The organism is Pelagerythrobacter rhizovicinus (genome assembly GCF_004135625.1).
In the GTDB taxonomy this organism is placed as follows: Bacteria; Pseudomonadota; Alphaproteobacteria; order Sphingomonadales; family Sphingomonadaceae; genus Pelagerythrobacter; species Pelagerythrobacter rhizovicinus.
Window position 1 is genome coordinate 369,601 of record NZ_SDPV01000002.1, and the last position, 16,460, is coordinate 386,060.

12 protein-coding genes are annotated in these 16,460 nt (G+C 69.1%); 7 read left to right on the top strand and 5 right to left on the bottom strand.

The window, feature by feature from the left end:
- Positions 1 to 9 precede the first annotated feature (9 nt).
- Complete coding sequence (locus ETX26_RS09745) at positions 10 to 1,338, top strand: PepSY-associated TM helix domain-containing protein (protein ID WP_129524500.1); 1,329 nt, start codon at positions 10 to 12, stop codon at positions 1,336 to 1,338.
- Here the strand turns inward: ETX26_RS09745 and ETX26_RS09750 are convergent.
- Complete coding sequence (locus ETX26_RS09750; RefSeq protein ID WP_129524501.1) at positions 1,320 to 4,655, bottom strand: amidohydrolase family protein; 3,336 nt, start codon at positions 4,653 to 4,655, stop codon at positions 1,320 to 1,322. The genes ETX26_RS09745 and ETX26_RS09750 overlap by 19 nt on opposite strands.
- A gap of 119 nt (positions 4,656 to 4,774) precedes the next feature.
- Between ETX26_RS09750 and ETX26_RS09755 the strand changes: the two genes are divergently transcribed.
- Together ETX26_RS09755 and ETX26_RS09760 are read left to right on the top strand one after the other, a co-directional pair.
- Positions 4,775 to 6,964: a thiamine pyrophosphate-dependent enzyme gene (locus ETX26_RS09755; RefSeq protein ID WP_129524502.1), complete on the top strand. Its 2,190-nt coding sequence runs from the start codon at positions 4,775 to 4,777 to the stop codon at positions 6,962 to 6,964.
- A complete protein-coding gene (locus ETX26_RS09760) occupies positions 6,961 to 8,004 on the top strand; it encodes an ACP S-malonyltransferase (protein ID WP_129524503.1) in 1,044 nt (347 codons plus the stop codon). Before ETX26_RS09755 ends, ETX26_RS09760 begins: the two co-directional genes overlap by 4 nt.
- On the opposite strand, the gene ETX26_RS09765 is transcribed toward ETX26_RS09760, so the two are convergent.
- Positions 7,998 to 10,022: a TonB-dependent receptor gene (locus tag ETX26_RS09765; protein WP_129524504.1), complete on the bottom strand. Its 2,025-nt coding sequence runs from the start codon at positions 10,020 to 10,022 to the stop codon at positions 7,998 to 8,000. The genes ETX26_RS09760 and ETX26_RS09765 overlap by 7 nt on opposite strands.
- A gap of 106 nt (positions 10,023 to 10,128) precedes the next feature.
- Here ETX26_RS09765 and ETX26_RS09770 point away from each other — a divergent pair, with 106 nt between their 5' ends.
- The 4 genes from ETX26_RS09770 to ETX26_RS09785 all read left to right on the top strand — a co-directional run bounded on the left by ETX26_RS09770 (position 10,129) and on the right by ETX26_RS09785 (position 14,506).
- On the top strand, positions 10,129 to 11,640 hold the full coding sequence (locus ETX26_RS09770) for a flavin-containing monooxygenase (RefSeq protein ID WP_129524505.1): 1,512 nt from the start codon (positions 10,129 to 10,131) through the stop codon (positions 11,638 to 11,640).
- A gap of 181 nt (positions 11,641 to 11,821) precedes the next feature.
- Positions 11,822 to 12,577, top strand: a complete 756-nt coding sequence (locus tag ETX26_RS09775; RefSeq protein ID WP_129524506.1) for a competence/damage-inducible protein A — start codon at positions 11,822 to 11,824, stop codon at positions 12,575 to 12,577.
- A gap of 55 nt (positions 12,578 to 12,632) precedes the next feature.
- On the top strand, positions 12,633 to 13,595 hold the full coding sequence (locus tag ETX26_RS09780) for a polysaccharide deacetylase family protein (RefSeq protein ID WP_129524507.1): 963 nt from the start codon (positions 12,633 to 12,635) through the stop codon (positions 13,593 to 13,595).
- Entirely contained in the window at positions 13,595 to 14,506 is a 912-nt protein-coding gene (locus tag ETX26_RS09785; protein ID WP_129524508.1) for a GNAT family N-acetyltransferase, read from the top strand. The genes ETX26_RS09780 and ETX26_RS09785 overlap by 1 nt, the downstream gene beginning before the upstream one ends.
- A gap of 3 nt (positions 14,507 to 14,509) precedes the next feature.
- Here the strand turns inward: ETX26_RS09785 and ETX26_RS09790 are convergent, their stop codons facing one another.
- The 3 genes from ETX26_RS09790 to rplK all read right to left on the bottom strand — a co-directional run bounded on the left by ETX26_RS09790 (position 14,510) and on the right by rplK (position 15,946).
- Complete coding sequence (locus ETX26_RS09790) at positions 14,510 to 14,689, bottom strand: hypothetical protein (protein ID WP_129524509.1); 180 nt, start codon at positions 14,687 to 14,689, stop codon at positions 14,510 to 14,512.
- A gap of 125 nt (positions 14,690 to 14,814) precedes the next feature.
- Positions 14,815 to 15,510 (bottom strand): 50S ribosomal protein L1, encoded by a 696-nt coding sequence (rplA, locus tag ETX26_RS09795; protein ID WP_119513975.1) that lies wholly within the window; start codon positions 15,508 to 15,510, stop codon positions 14,815 to 14,817.
- Between the two features lie 4 nt (positions 15,511 to 15,514).
- The gene (rplK, locus tag ETX26_RS09800) at positions 15,515 to 15,946 is read right to left on the bottom strand and encodes a 50S ribosomal protein L11 (protein ID WP_129524510.1); all 432 of its coding nucleotides are present in this window, start codon (positions 15,944 to 15,946) and stop codon (positions 15,515 to 15,517) included.
- Between the last annotated feature and the right edge of the window lie 514 nt (positions 15,947 to 16,460).

Below are 16,460 nucleotides of genomic sequence, written 5' to 3' on the forward strand. Positions count from 1 at the left end.
AGGCGCGTCATGGCCGACACGGCACTCTATCGCAGGGTCTGGCGCTGGCATTTCTATGCCGGGTTGTTCGTGCTGCCCTTCGTGCTGATCCTCTCCGCCACCGGCGCGGTCTATCTGTTCAAGCCGCAGATCGACCGGTGGGAGGAAAGCGCGTTCCGCGGACTCTCGGCGGAGGGCGCGGTGTCGGCCGACGCGCAGCTCGAGGCGGCGCTGGAGGCCTATCCGGGCAGCCGGTTCAATCATTACCGCCTGCCGGAGGCGCCGGGCGACGCGGCCATGCTCCAGCTCGCCTTGCCGGGCGGCGAGCTGGCCGAGGTCTTCGTCTCGCCGCAGGGCGAAGTGCTCGGCGCCCTCGACCCCGACGCGCGGATTGCGGCCACCGTGGCGCGAATCCACGGCACGCTGCTGCTCGGCGAATGGGGCGACCGGCTGGTGGAGCTGGTGGCGAGCTGGACCATCGTGATGATCCTCAGTGGCCTCTATCTTTGGTGGCCGCGTCCGTTCAGCGCGGCGGGCACCTTCTGGCCGCGCCTGTCGCTGCGCGGGCGGCCGCTGCTGAGGGACATTCACCGGGTCACCGGCTTCTGGATCTCGGGGCTGGTGCTGGTCATGCTCGCCAGCGGCCTCCCGTGGGCCGGCGTATGGGGCAGCGGCTTCAAGTGGGCGCGCACCGAGCTGGGACTGATCGAGGGCCCGCAGGACTGGAAGATCGGCGCCGGCGCCGAGCACTCGGCCCATGCGCATGGCGCGGTGGCGCACGCGCCCGAGCGGCCTTCGCACGGCCTCCCCCTCTCGGCTTTCGTCGCCAGGGCGGAGCGGGAGAACCTCGCCTTTCCCGCGCTGGTCCTGCCGCCGCACGCGCCGCAGCTCTTCGGCCCGCCGACCGGCAACGAGTGGACCGCCAAGTCGCAGGCGCAGAACCGGCCGCTGGTGCGTTCGGTGACCTACGACCCACTCACCGGCGCCGAGACCGGCCGCAGGGGCTTCGCCGACCAGCACCCGATCGACCGCGCGGTCAACTACGGCATCGCCTGGCACGAAGGGCAGCTCTTCGGCCTCGCCAACCAGCTCATCGGCCTCGCGACCGCGCTCGCGCTGATCGCGGTGACCGTGCTCGGCGCCGCAATGTGGTGGAAGCGCCGTCCGCGCGGGGCGCTCGGCGCACCACGCGGCGCCGAACGGCCCCTCGGTCCGTGGTTATGGGTCGCGGTCGCCGTGCTGGCGATCCTGCTGCCGCTGTTCGGCCTCTCGCTGCTGGCGGTCCTCGCAGCCGAGTTCCTGTGGAACCGGCTGCGAGGCGCGATGCGGCGAAGCGAGCCTCAGTCCTCCCACCAGTAGGGCAGGCGCCGGGAGTCGCCGGTCTCGACCTCGTTCATCGTCCGCGCATCATAGAGGCGGCCGCCGAGCATGACGCGCTCGATGTCGTCACTCGCCATGATGTCCTGCGACGGATCGGCCGAGAGGATGACGAGGTCGGCAAGCTTGCCCGGCTCGAGGCTGCCGATGTCGCGGTCCATGCCGAGCGACTGCGCGGCGACGATCGTGCCCGCCCGCAGCGCCTCGACCGGGCTCATCCCGCCCCGCGCGAAGCTCCACAGCTCCCAGTGCGCGGCGATGCCCGGCTGCTGCCCGTGCGCGCCGATGGAGACCTTCACCCCGCGCTCGGCCAGCTTGGCGGCCTCGCGCGCGCTGTCGTCGTCGACGAAGGCCCATTCCGGCGCCTTCACCCGGCGTGCGGTCGCGGCGAGCAGCTGGCGCGGCGGCGTGTGGACCAGCAGCGGGTTGTCGAACACGTCGGTCGCCTGCCGCCAGTAGGGATCGCCCGCGAGCCCGCCGTACGTCACCGTCAGGGTCGGCGTGTAGTTGCTCTGGCTCTGGCCGAAGAACTGCAGCACGTCCTCGTACATCACGTTGACCGGGACGTTGTGCTCGATCGTCGAGTTGCCGTCGGCGACCAGCGCCATGTCCATCCCGAACAGCGAGCCACCCTCGGCCACCACCAGCATGTCCTCCGCGCGGCTGGCGGCGACGACCTGCTGGCGCTGCTCGCGCCGCGGCTGGTTGTAGTTCTTGATCGAGATGCCGCCCTGCGCCTTGATCCGGCGGACGTGGGCGAGCGCATCATCGTAGCTGTCGATCCGCGCATAGACGCCCGCGGCCTTGGCCCCGTAGACCACTTCGCCGGTCGAGAAGATGCGCGGGCCGAGCAGCTCGCCCGCACGCTGGCGTTCGGCGGCGGCGAAGATCATGCTCGCGCTCGACGAGGGATCGTGGATCGTGGTCACGCCCATCGCGAGGTCCTGGACCAGCGCCCAGTTCTGCTGCGGGACGAGATCGCCGACACCTTGCGGCCCGTGCGCATGCGCATCGATCAGGCCGGGCATGATCGTCTTGCCGCTCGCATCCACCACCGTCGCGCCGCCGGGGATGCTGACGCTGCCGGCGGAGCCGACCGCGACGATGCGGTCGCCCTCGATCACGATCGTGCCGTTGTCGATCGCGCCGGCATCCTCGCCCGCCATCGTCAGGATGCGGGCGCCGGTCAGCGCGACCGTGCCGCTCGGCTTGGCGGCGCGGACGGTGCGCGCGATCGAGATGCCGCTCTCGGGCGGGGTGAAGCCGGGCGCGCCTTCCGCCTGGGGCGCGCGCGGGAACATCGCCGCGGCCGTGGCGCGATAGACCGTCGGTCCCATCGACCAGTAGAGCGTGTCGCCCCCGCCCGACCAGCCGATATATTCGGCGCCGCCCTTGCTGGCGCGGACCACCGGCAGGACTTTCGCCTCCTCGTCCACTTCGACCGCCTGCCCGCCGGGCATCAGCGGCATGGCGAACACTTCGTAGTTCTGGCGGAAGGCGAAGAACTCGCCGTTCGGCGAGACGCGGAAGTCGCTCGCCAGCTCGCCCTGCGCGTGCACGCGGCGCGCCTCGCCGTTGAGGTCGGCGGAGATGAGCTGCAGCTTGCCGCCCTCGCGGCCGAGCATGAACACCCGCTCGCCGTCGGCGCCGAACTGCGGATCGCCGAGATCGCGTGCGATCAGCTCGGGCGTGCCGCCCGACACGGGCACGCGGTAGACGCCTGGGTCTTCCGAGTACTCGGGCGCCGTCAGGCTGCCGCCCGCGCGCTTCTCGAACACCAGCGTGCGGCCGTCGGGCGAGAACTGCGGCACCGCGTAGTGGCCCGGCTGGCGGGTCACCGTGCGCGCGTTGCGGCCATTGGCGTCGGCGACGACGATCTCGCCCAGCCCGGCGTCGGTCCAGCGCACCCAGGCAAGCTGGCGCCCGTCGCGCGACCAGGCCGGCCACAGCTCCAGCGCCTCGTCCTGCTGGGTCAGGCGCCGCGGCTCACCGCCGGCAGTGTCCTTGACGTAGAGCTTGCCGAGGCTGGCGAAGACGACGCGGCCGCCATCGGGCGAGATCGCGGCGAACTTCGGCATTCTGGCGACGAAAGTATCGGGCGCCACCGGGATCGCCGGATGGGGCGCATCGGCGACGCCGCGCGTGTCGTCGATGGCGAAGGGGATCTCGCTAAGCCCGCTGCCGTCGGCGTTCACCCGGCGCAGCTTGCCGCCCGCCCAGAACACCACGCTGCGGCTGTCGGGCGTCCAGTCCATGTTGGGATAGACGCCGTAGACCGCCCATGTCTCCTGCATATCGAGGTCGAGATCGCCGTAGATCATCCGTTCCTCGCCGGTCTCCAGGTCCTTGACCCAGAGCTGCGACTGGTCCTTGTCGCGCCGCACGAAGGAAAGCAGCCTGCCGTCGGGCGACGGGTTGGGGCGGACCGAGCCGCCGTAGCCGGAGACCGCCGTGGTGACCTCGCCGGTCTTGAGGTCGTAGCGTTCGATCTCGAACATGCTCTGGGTCGAATCCTGCGCATATTCGAAGATCGGACCCGGCGTGACGTTGCGCGTGTAGTAGATCGCGCTGCCGTCGGGCGCATAGACCGGCTCGCCCAGTTCCTTCTGGAGCTGCTCGCTCGCACGCTCGACCAGCGCCACGCCGCTGCCGCCCGAGACGTGGTAGATCCAGACTTCGCCGGTGCCCAGCGAACGCCCGGTCGTGAAATGCTTCCTCGCCGCGATGAAGCGCCCGTCGGGGCTCCAGGTCGGCTGGTTGAGCAGGCGGAACTTCTCCTTGGTGACCTGCCGCTTGTCCGACCCGTCGGCGTTCATCACCCAGATGTTGTCGCCGCCGCCCCGGTCGGAGGTGAAGGCGATCCGGCTCCCGTCGGGAGAGAAGCGCGGCTGCACTTCCCACGCCAGCCCCTCCGCGATCCGCCGGGGCGTGCCGCCGGTGATCGGCATGGTGTAGATGTCGCCGAGCAGCGCGAACGCAACGGTGCTGCCGTCGGGCGAGACGTCGACGTCCATCCATGTGCCTTCGTCGGTGCGGATCGGAACCGGGCGGATCGTCGCCCCGAGAGGCGCGTTGACGTCCCACTTGGCCTCGTCCGCATCGGCTTCCGCGGGATCGACGGGGCTGGAGGTCACCGGCTCGCCGCTGCCTTCGGTCGGAAGCGGCCTTTCGTCGCCTTGCGAAGCATCGACCTCCTGCTCCTCCACCGGATTGGGCGAGGGCTGCGGTTCCTGGTCCTGCGCGCTGAGCGAGGTGGCGAACAGCAGGCTGGCGATGACGGATGCGACGCTGGCTTTCATATGATCTGTCTCCCCTGGGAAAGCAGGCGTTCTATGCAAGCCGGTGCGCCGCGTCCATGCCGCCGGTCGATCGATTTCGCACCCTTTCCTTTTGCGCCGGACAGTCTAGCAACCGCGCAATGGATCGGGCGACAATCGTTCACGAGAACTTCCTCCGCCGCGTGGCGCAGGGCGACCTGCCGCCGGGCGCGGAGCCGCACGGACCGCTCGGCCGCGAGGCGGCGGTCCAGCTCTACCGCTCGGGCTGCCTCACCCGCGCGCTCGACATCGTGAGCCGGCGGATGCAGGCGGCGGGCGAGGGATTTTACACGATCGGCTCGTCCGGCCACGAGGGCATGGCCGCGGTCGCCGCGGCGCTGCGGCCGACCGACATGGCCTTCCTCCACTACCGCGACGCCGCCTTCCAGATCGAGCGCGCGAACCAGGTGCCGGGCCAGTCGATCCTGTGGGACATGCTGCTGAGCTTCGCCTGCTCGCGCGAGGACCCGATCTCCGGCGGGCGGCACAAGGTGCTCGGCTCCAAGGCGCTCAACATTCCGCCGCAGACCTCGACCATTGCCAGCCATCTGCCAAAGGCCGTCGGCGCGGCGTACTCCGTGGGGCTGACCAAGCGCGTGAAGCCCGAGCATCAGGCCCTCCCCGACGATGCCATCGTCATGTGCAGCTTCGGCGACGCCAGCGCCAACCACTCCACCGCGCAGGGGGCGATCAACTCGAGCTGCTGGACCGCGTTCCAGAAGATTCCGATGCCGGTGCTGTGGGTCTGCGAGGACAACGGGATCGGCATCTCGACCAGGACCCCGAGCGGCTGGATCGCGGCCAACTTCGCGCACCGCCCGGGCCTCGGCTATTTCGCCTGCGACGGGCTCGACATCTACGACACTTACGCCACCGCGCGCGCCGCCGCCGAATTCGTCCGCACGCGGCGCAAGCCCGCCTTCCTCCACCTGCGCACGGTGCGGCTCTACGGCCATGCCGGGGCCGACATGCCGACGACCTACATGGCGAAGCACGAGGTCGAGGCCGAGGAGGCGAACGATCCGCTGCTCCATTCGGTGCGGCTGCTCGGCGAAGCCGGCGCGCTCGAGCGCGAGGAGGCGCTGGCGATCTACCAGGAGACGCTCGAGCGGGTCGAGCGCGTGCGGGCGGAAGCGGTGACGCGGCCGCGGCTGAAGACCGCCTCCGAGGTCATGGCCAGCCTGATCCCGCCGAAGCGCGAGAATGCACCCAGCAACGGCCCTTCCGCCGAAGCGCGCGAGGCCGCGTTCGGCGCCGAGCTCAAGGCGATGGAAAGCCCGCAGATCATGAGCCGCCTGATCAACTGGGCGCTCACCGACCTGATGCTCGAGCACCGCGAGATCGCGCTGATGGGGGAGGACGTCTGCGCCAAGGGCGGCGTCTACGGCGTGACGCAGAAGCTGGGCCAGCGCTTCGGCCGCGCGCGGGTGATCGATACGCTGCTCGACGAGCAATCGATCCTAGGCCTCGGGCTCGGCATGGCGCAGAACGGGTTCCTGCCGATCCCCGAGATCCAGTTCCTCGCCTACTACCATAACGCCGAGGACCAGATCCGCGGCGAAGGCGCGACGCTGCCGTTCTTCTCGAACGGGCAGTACAGCAATCCGATGGTGCTGCGGATCGCCGGGCTCGGCTATCAGAAGGGCTTCGGCGGGCACTTCCACAACGACAACAGCTTCGCCGCCCTGCGCGATGTGCCGGGGGTGATCCTCTGCTGTCCCTCGAACGGCGCCGACGCCGCGAAACTCCTGCGTGAATGCGTGCGGCTGGCGCGCGAGGAGCAGCGGCTGGTCGTGTTCCTCGAGCCGATCGCGCTCTATCCCATGCGCGACCTGCACGAGCCGGGCGATGCACTGTGGCTGCGGCACTATCCCGAGCCTTCCGAGCGGATCGGCTTCGGCGAAGTGACCTCACATGGCGATGGCCGCGATCTGGCGATCGTCAGCTACGCCAACGGGCTGCACCTTTCGCTCCAGGCGCAGAAGCGGCTGGCCGGGGAGGGGATCGCGGTGCGGGTGATCGACCTCCACTGGCTCAACCCGCTGCCCGAGGAGGCTCTGCTGGAGGCGCTCGGCGACGCGGAGCGCGTGCTGGTGGTCGATGAAACCCGCCGCACCGGCGGTCTGGCAGAGGCGCTGATGACGCTGCTGACCGAGCGCACCGGCAAGCCGCAGGCCCGCTATGTCGCGGAGGACAGCTTCATCCCGACCGGCCCCGCCTATGCCGCGACGATGCCGAGCGTGGACGGCATCGTCGAAGCCGCGCGCGCGCTCGCAGGAGGCAAGGCATGAGCGGCCGGAAAACCGCCGTCGTGGTCTGCCCCGGGCGCGGGACCTACAACAAGGCGGAGCTCGGCTATCTGGGCCGGCACTTCCCCGATGCCGCCCTGCTCGCAGCGTTCGACGCGCAGCGCGCGGCGGCCGGGCAGGACACGCTTTCCGCGCTGGACGGCGCCGAGCGCTTCAGCCTCGCGCAGCACACCCGCGGCGACAACGCCTCGGGCCTGATCTACGCCGCCACGCTGGGCGACTTCCTCGCCATCGACCGCGAGCGGATCGAGGTGGTCGCCGTGACCGGCAATTCGATGGGCTGGTATTCCGCCCTCGCCTGCGCCGGCGCGGTGTCGGCGGAGGACGGGTTTACCGTCGCCAACACGATGGGCACGCTGATGCAGGAAGCGCTGATCGGCGGGCAGCTCGTCTATCCCTTCCTCGGCGACGACTGGCGCCCCGACCCGGCGCGCAAGGCCGCGCTGCTGGCCACAGTCGCCGAAATCGACACGCGGTCCGATCACACGCTGGCGCTGTCGATCGACCTCGGCGGAATGCTCGTGCTGGCGGGCGACGAAGCCGGGCTGAAGGCGTTCGAGAGCGCGGTCGAGCCGATCGACGGGCGTTTCCCGATGCGCCTCGGCAACCACGCCGCGTTCCACACGCATCTCCAGGCGCCGGTTGCCCGGCGGGGCCAGGCCGCGCTCGCGCTCGACTTGTTCGACCAGCCGGCGCTGCCGATGATCGACGGGCGCGGCGCGGTCTGGTGGCCGCGCTCGGCCGACGTGCACGCGCTGCGCGACTACACGCTCGGCGCGCAGGTCACCGAGACGTACGACTTCACCCGCGCCATCACCGTTGCCGCGCGCGAGTTCGCGCCCGACCTGTTCATCGTCACCGGCCCCGGCACCACGCTGGGCGGCGCAGTGGCGCAGTCGCTGATCCTCGCCGACTGGCGCGGAATGGGCAGCAAGGCCGACTTCAAGGCGCGGCAGGACAGCGAGCCGCTGCTCGTTTCGATGGGCATGGCCGAGCAGCGCGGGCTCGTCGCCGGTCAGTAGCCGAAGCGGATGCCGGCCCAGACCGTGCGCGGCGCGCCGAGGTCGATTGAGCCGCCGTCGTTGCGGGTCACCACCCGCTCGTCGGTCAGGTTCTCGCCGCGCAGGACCAGCGAAAGCCCGGCGGTCAGCGGCATCTGCGCATAGGCGCCGAGCGTGGTCGCGGCGGGCAGGACGTCGGTTTCCTGATCGTCCTCGAACTGCGCGCCGACGTGCCGCAGCGAGGCCGCAAGCATCCAGCCGGGCGCCGGCGTCCAGGCGAGCGATGCTCCGGCGGCCCAGCGCGGCGTCTGCGCCGGGCGGTTGCCGTCGAGATCGGCGGAGGGGCCGCTGCCTTCCACCTCGGCGTCGGTCCAGGCCAGCGTCCCGTCGAAGCGCACCTCGCCGCGCGTGACCGACAGTCCGCCCTCGACCCCGCGCGAGGCGATCGCCGGAAGGTTCTGCCGCTGGCGCAAGTCCGGCGCGAGAGTGACGTTGGCGACCGCGTCCTTCACCTCGTTGTCGAACGCCGTCAGCGAAACCTCGATGCCGGGCGCGGGCGTGAGATCGAAGCCCGCCTCGTATCCCACCAGCCGCTCGTTCTCGAGCGCGGCGTTGGCCTGGGTGACCACCGGAAAGACGACGAACGGGCGATAGAGTTCGTTCAGCGTCGGCTGGCGCAGACTGCTGTAGGCCGCGGCGCGCAGGCGCAGGGCCGCGCTCAGGTCGTATGCCGCGCCGGCGCGCCAGCTCAGCGTCCAGTCCGCGCGGTCGGGCGCGACCGTGTCCTCGACCAGTACGCCGTCCGCATCCACCGCGCGGTAGAATCCGTCCGCCACCGTCGTCCGGTCGGCGCGCAGGCCGCCGGTGAGCACGAGATCGCCGAGGGACCAGTCGTCCTCCACGAACAGACCGAAATCGGTGTTCGTCCCACCCGCGCGGCGGCGCTCGGTCAGCGCGCCCGACATCGCGCTGTAGGCCTCCTCCTGCAGCTCGCCCGAGGCGCGGCGGTAGTCGATGCCGAGACGCAGCACGTGATCCTCACCCACCGGCGGCCGCAGCTCGAGCTTGCCGCCAAGACCGGTCGAAGGCGTGTTGCGCTGGTCGAGCACGCGGGTGAAGCTGGACGAGCTGATCACGACGTTCGAAAAGTTGCGCGCCTGGACGTAGCCCAGCGCCTCGAACTGCCACTCCCCGCGCCCGACGATGCGCAGGCTGGCGTCCTGCCCCTCGCTGGAGGAGTCGGCGCCCTCGAAACGCAGCGTGCGGTCGTCGCGGAACACCAGGCCCCGCGCCTGCAGCTCGATCGTCTCGCTCAGCGGCGCGACGCCGCGCAGGCCGAGAGACCAGCTATCGAACGCCGCGCGCGCGGTGGCGGGCACGCGATCCTCCGCAGGCGTCGTGAAGAAGCCCTTCCCCCGGTCCCACCGCCCGTCGGCCGCGACGAAACCGGCACCGAGGTCTTCGGCCAGACCAAGGCTCGCCTCGGTTTCCCCGCGGTCGTTGGCGAGCAGCGAGGCGCTGAGCGGAGCGAGCGCCGCCCGCTCAGCGCTTTCGAGCTCGATCCGCCCGGCGAGCGCGCCGGCGCCGAACGGCCCCGATCCGCCGCCGCGCGTCACCCGGATGGCGCCCAGCCGCTCGGGTGCCATCGCGCTCAGGGGAATGTAGCCGAAGAACGGATCGGCCATCGGCACCCCGTCGAGGAGCACCAGCGCCCGGCTCGTCGCGTTGCCGCCGAGCGCGCGCAGGGTCACGCCTTGCGCGCTGGGGTTGGAGGAACGGCTGTCGGACCGGCGGAACTGCTGGAAGCCGGCGACCGCGCCCAGGACGTCCTCGATCCGGCCCGAAGGCGCGCTGACGATCTGGTCGCGCCCGATCGTGATCGTGTCATAGGCAGGCGCGGCGGGCGTCTCGTCGAGGCCTCGGCCGAGCACGACGATCTCGGCCTCTCTCGCTCGCTCCTCCCCGAGTTCCTGGGCGGAGAGAGAGGGGGCGAGAACAAGAGGTGGAAGGACGGCGATTGCGAGGCGGAATGACGGCATGGGCGAGCCCCTAGCCGATCGCGCGGGGGCAGTCAGTTTCAATCTGCCATGGGGACTCGCCATTCGCGGCGCGATGGTTTACGTTCGCGTCAAGGAGAGAGGGCCCATGCTAGCAACACCACCCGATTTCGACGTGCTGATCGTCGGCGCCGGAATTTCCGGCATCGGCATGGCGGCGCACATGGAGATGATGTGTCCCGACCGCAGCTACACGGTGGTCGAGCGGCGGGAGAACCTCGGTGGAACCTGGGACCTGTTCCGCTATCCCGGCATCCGTTCGGATAGCGACATGCATACCCTCGGCTTCGTGTTCGAGCCTTGGAAGCACGAGAAATCGATCGCCGACGCGCCGGCCATCCTCGATTACCTGAACCGTATCGTCGACGAGCGCGGCATTCGCGACAAGATCCGCCACGGCCACAAGGTCCTCTCCGCCGACTGGCGCGGAGACGAGGCGCGCTGGCACGTCACGGCCGAGCTGCCCGACGGGACGACGACGACCTTCACCGCCAGCTTCCTCTATCTCGGCTCGGGCTACTACGACTACGACGATCCCTACGACCCGGGCTTCGACTTCGGTGAATTCCAGGGGCAAGTCGTGCATCCGCAGTTCTGGCCCGAGGATCTCGCCTACGCCGGCAAGAAGGTCGTCGTGATCGGATCGGGCGCGACGGCCGTCACCATCGTGCCCGCCATGGCCGAGAAGGCGGGGCACGTGACGATGCTCCAGCGCACGCCGACCTGGATGTTCTCGCGCCCGGCGAAGGACCGGATCGCCAACTTCCTGCGCAGGATCCTGCCCGACGAGCTCGCCTACCGGATCACGCGCTGGAAGAACATCAAGCTGCAGGACATCGGCTACAAGCGTGCGCGCGAGCGGCCCGAGAAGGTCAAGGAATTCCTCCACAAGCGCATCCGCAAGATCTTCGGCGGCAGCGGCTACGACGTGGCGGACTTCACCCCGCCCTACAATCCCTGGGAACAGCGGCTCTGCCTGGTGCCCGACGACGACCTGTTCGAAGCAATCAAGCGCGGCAAGGCGGCGATCAAGACCGGCCGCATCGCGCGTTTCGTGAAGGAAGGGATCGAACTGGAAAGCGGCGAAGTTTTGCCCGCCGATATCGTCGTCACCGCCACCGGGCTCAAGCTCGCGGTGGCAGGCAAGATCGCGGTCAGCCAGGACGGCGCGCCGGTCGATTTCGCCCAGCGCTATTACTACAAGGGCTGCATGTTCTCGAACCTGCCGAACCTCGCGGTGGTGTTCGGGTACCTCAACGCGAGCTGGACGCTGCGCGCAGACCTCAATTCGGACTACGTCTGCCGCCTGCTCAACGAGATGAAGGCGAACGGCGCGGACATCGCCGTGCCGGTGCTGAGCGAAGCCGACGAAGCCGCGCTGGAGGAGGACGACATCTTCGATTTCTCCTCCGGCTACATCCAGCGGTCCAAGCACATCATGCCGAAGAACGCGGTCGATTTCCCCTGGCGGCTCAACCAGGAATACGTGCTCGACCGCAAGCGCATGGCGGAAGATCCGGTGGACGACGGCATCGTCGCCTTCCGCCGCGTCGGCGCGAACGCGAGCGCTCCCGAAGAGCAGCTCGAGGCGGCAGAGTAACTCTCTCCCCTTCAGGGGAGAGATACGCAGGCTTGCGAGCACAGCGAGCTAGCCGGAGTTGAGAGGGGGGCGGATCATGAATGGGGATGTTGCGCTTCCCCTCTCCCAACCCTCTCCCAACCCTCTCCCTTCATGGGGAGAGGGCTAGCGGGCCGCACGGGCTTCGCCTAACCGTTCTCTCATGAGCCAACGCATCTACACCGCCGGTCTGGTCGTGATCGGCGACGAGATCCTCTCGGGCCGCACGCACGACCGGAACATCGCGCAAGTGGCGAGCTGGCTGCAGGTGCAGGGCATCCGCCTGGCCGAAGTTCGCGTCGTGCCCGACGTGCTCGACCGGATCGTCGCCGCAGTGAACGCGCTGCGAGCGGAGAACGACTATCTCTTCACCACCGGCGGGATCGGTCCGACGCACGACGACATCACCGTCGACGCGGTCGCCGCCGCACTCGGCGTTCCGGTCGTCATCCACCCCCAGGCGCGCGCCGTTCTGGAGCGGTACTACGCCGACCGGGGCGGGCTCAACGAAGGGCGGCTGCGCATGGCCCGCGTGCCTGACGGCGCCGAACTGATCCCCAACCGCATGTCGGGCGCGCCGGGGATCAAGATCGGCAACGTCCACATGATGGCCGGCGTGCCGCACATCGCCGCGCAGATGCTCGACGCGCTGACCGGCACGCTGGAAGGCGGCGCGCCGCTGCTGAGCGAGACCGTCGGCGGCTATATCCCGGAAAGCGAAGTCGCCGTGCTGCTGCGCGAGGTCGAGCAGGCGCACGAGAACTGCCAGATCGGCAGCTATCCGTTCTTCCGCGAAGGCAAGGTGGGCGCGAACTTCGTGGTCCGCTCGACCGATCCCGATGCGCTGCAGAGCTGCGTCCACACCCTGTGCGAAGGGCTGGGGGAACTGGGCTTCGACTTCACCCCCGGCGGTATCTGAAGCATCCGAGCCGGTGAGAACCCGGTTTTAACCTTGCATCGCTAAGCCTCCGCGCATGACGGGGGTCTACATCACGATCGACACCGAATACGCGTCGAGCCTCGCGGGCCTCGGCCGCGCGGAGAATTTCGCGCGCTCGATCGCAGGAGAGACGCCCGAAGGTCCTGCCGGCGTGTTCTACAAGATGCGCCTGATGGAGCGGCACGGCCTCAAGGGCGTGTTCTTCGTCGATCCCATGCCTGCGCTGCTGTGGGGTCGCGAGGCGATCGCCGACGTGGTCCGCCCGATCGTCGAGGCGGGCCACGACGTCCAGCTCCACTGCCACACCGAATGGCTCGAGCTTGCCGGCAGCGCCGGTCCGTTCGGTGGCCGGGCCGGCCGGAACATCGCCGACTTCGCGTTCGACGAACAGTGCGCGATCCTCGAATGGGCGCGCGATACGCTGGTGGCGGCCGGCGCGCCGCGGCCGGTCGCGTTTCGCGCGGGCAATTACGGCGCCAACGACGACACCCTGCGCGCTCTCTCCGAGGTCGGGCTCGCTTACGATACGAGCCATACCCCGGGCATCGCCGATGGCGCGTGCCGCATCTCGCTCACCCGCCGGCACCGGAGGCCGATCAGCCATTGCGGCGTGATCGAAGTGCCGACCGGCTGCATCCGCACCTTCGGCGGCGGTCTGCGCCACGCGCAGGTCACCGCGATTTCCTCCCGCGAGATGGTGGCGGCGATCCGCCACGCGCGCGATCACAATCTGTCGAGCTTCACGCTCGTCTCCCACAGCTTCGAACTGCTGTGCCGCGCGCGGATGCGGGTCAATACGATCGTACGGCGGCGGTTCGAGAACCTGTGCAGGGGCATTGCCGACATGCCCGGCGTGGCCACCGCCACATATGCCGACAACCCGCCGGTTCCTTCGCCCCACGCCAGCGTGCGTCCGGTGCTGCCCGAGAGCCGCATGCGGGCCGGCATGCGGATGGCGGAGCAGTTTCTTTCGAACAGCCTCTACGGCGCGAGCTGATGGGGGCGGAAACGCCGATCCGCTTCGTCGTCGGCTCGCGGCAGGTGCTTGCCGTGCCGCGGCGGCTGATCAAGGTGACCCATTCTCTCGAGCAGCTCGTCGCCGGGACCTGCCGCGCCCTTCCCGAACTGGCAGACGACGCCGACGGCTACCGCGTGCTCTCCGCCCCCGCCGACGCTGTCCGGCCGCTGTTCGTGAACCACCCCGCCCTGATACCCGGCGGCGTCCGGCGCTACCGCCGGCACTACATCGCGATGGACGGCGGCTTCGAGAGCTACATGGCCGGCTTCTCGGGCCGGACGCGCTCGACGCTGCGGCGCAAGCGGCGCCGGTTCGCCGATGCCGGCGGCGGCAAGCTCGATGTGCGCGAGTATCGCGGCGGGGCGGGCTTCGATGCCTTCCTGCAAGCGGCTCTCCCGCTGTCGCGGGCGACGTACCAGGGCAGGTATCTCGGCGCCGGGCTTCCGGACACGCCGGGCGAACAGGCCATGCTGCGCGATGCCGCGGCGGAGGATCGCCTGCGCGCCTTCATCCTGTTCCTGAACGACGAGCCCGCCAGCTATCTCTGCCTGCCCGTCGAAGGCGAGACGCTCGTCTACGCCTGGCTCGGCTATCATCCCGAGACCGCGCACCTCTCGCCCGGAACCGTCCTCCAGCTCGCGGCGCTGGAGCGGCTGTTTGCGGAACAGCGGTTCCGCTTCTTCGATTTCACCGAGGGCGAAGGAGCGCACAAGGCGCTGTTCGGCACCGCATCGGTCGAGGCGGCAAGCTTCTTCCTGCTGCGCGGGCGCGCCGCCAACCGGCTGCTGCTCGGCGCGCTGGAAGCCTTCGACGGTTCGGTCGCGACAGCCAGACGTGTGGCCGAGCGCAGCGGTGCGCTCGCGGGCGCGCGTCGCCTGCTCAGGCGCTAGCCGCTAGAGGTCGACGGTCCGGTCCTGCCTTTCCTCGAGGTCTTCGCGCACCTTGCGGGCACCCCGTTCCGATTGCTCGACCGTGTGCGCCCCGGCCTGCCTGTTCCTCATCCAGACGTAGACTGCCACGGCGAGGAGGAGGATCGGGCCGAGAATGACGGCAACGCCCCAGATGGAACCCATTGGTCTGCTCCTTGAATCAGCTCATCAAGGAAACGCGCGGCGGTACCGATCTTTCCGAACGATCAAAGAGAAAGGGCCGGAAAGATCGCTCCTCCCGGCCCTCCACTTTTTCTCTTGCGCCTCGATCAGGCGCCTTCGACCTCGGCGAGGTCGAGCTTGAGGCCCGGGCCCATCGAGCTGGTCAGGGTGACCTTGCGGACGTACTTGCCCTTGGCACCCGCCGGCTTGGCCTTCACCACGGCGTCGGTCAGCGCCTTGAAGTTCTTCAGCAGGTCCTCGTCCTTGAACGAGAGCTTGCCGATGCCGGAGTGGATGATGCCCTGCTTCTCGACGCGGAATTCGACCTGGCCCGCCTTGGCGTCCTTCACGGCCTGCTCCACGTTCGGCGTCACGGTGCCGAGCTTCGGGTTCGGCATCAGGCCCTTGGGGCCCAGAACCTTACCGAGGCGGCCGACCACGCCCATCATGTCCGGCGTCGCGATCACGCGGTCGTAGTCGAGGTTGCCGTTCTGCATGTCTTCCATCAGGTCCTCGGCACCGACCTTGTCGGCCCCGGCGGCGAGCGCCTTGTCGGCGTTGTCGCCGCGCGCGAAGACCGCGACCTTGACGTCCTTGCCCGTGCCCGAAGGCAGCGAGACCATGCCTCGGACCATCTGGTCGGCGTGGCGCGGATCGACGCCGAGGTTCATCGCGACCTCGACCGTCTCGTCGAACTTCTTGCTCGCGTACTGGCGCAGGGTGCTCAGCGCCTCTTCGACGTTGTAGAGCTTCTCGGCGTCGAGCTCGGCGAGCGTCTTCTGCTTCTTCGTCAGCTTTGCCATCGGATCAGCCCTCCACCACTTCGAGGCCCATCGAACGCGCGGAGCCTTCGATGATCTTGGTCGCCTGCTCGATATCGTTCGCGTTGAGATCCTTCATCTTGGTCTCGGCGATCTCGGCAAGCTGCGAGCGTTTGATCGTCCCGGCCGAAACCTTGCCCGGCTCCTTCGAGCCCGACTTGAGCTTGGCCGCGCGCTTGATCAGGAAGCTCGCGGGCGGGGTCTTGGTGACGAAGCTGAACGAGCGATCCGCATAGACCGTGATGATGGTCGGGATCGGCATCGACTTCTCGAGATCCTGCGTCGCGGCGTTGAACGCCTTGCAGAATTCCATGATGTTGACGCCGCGCTGACCGAGCGCGGGGCCGATCGGCGGGCTGGGGTTGGCGACGCCAGCCGGCACCTGCAGCTTGATGTAGCCGTCGATTTTCTTGGCCATGAGGCCACTCCTTTCTCACTGTCGCTCCGGCCGCAACCGAAGCTCATGGTAAGCGGTCAAGCGGCCTGCCCCAGATCGCTGGAAAAGCAGACCTCCCGCATGGATTCCCGATGCTGTCGCGTGGGAAGGCGCGCAGATAGCGCCAACAGCGCGAAATGCAAGCGATTGTGCCCGCGGCGGCGCGACAAGGCGACACCGGGCGCGTGACACTCGTGCCGGGTTTAGCATCTGTAACCTTGTCGCCTTTCCCCTTACGCACCAGAGACTTGCGGGGCGCCCGCGCGCACCGGGTGTGGCTTTTCCCATCGCGAAAGCCACACTGTCACCTTGCACCGTCACCTTCGCCACCCGGCGGCGGGAGACTGCCGACATTCCGGCGCGCGAATCGCTCACCCGATAGAACATATGCGGAACGTAAGCAGGAAACGCACATGTAGGAAAGCACTAAACGGCTTGCCCGGTCTGCCTCGCTGTCCGCCTCTCGCGGTATTTTGTTCACGCGGAGACGCAGAGA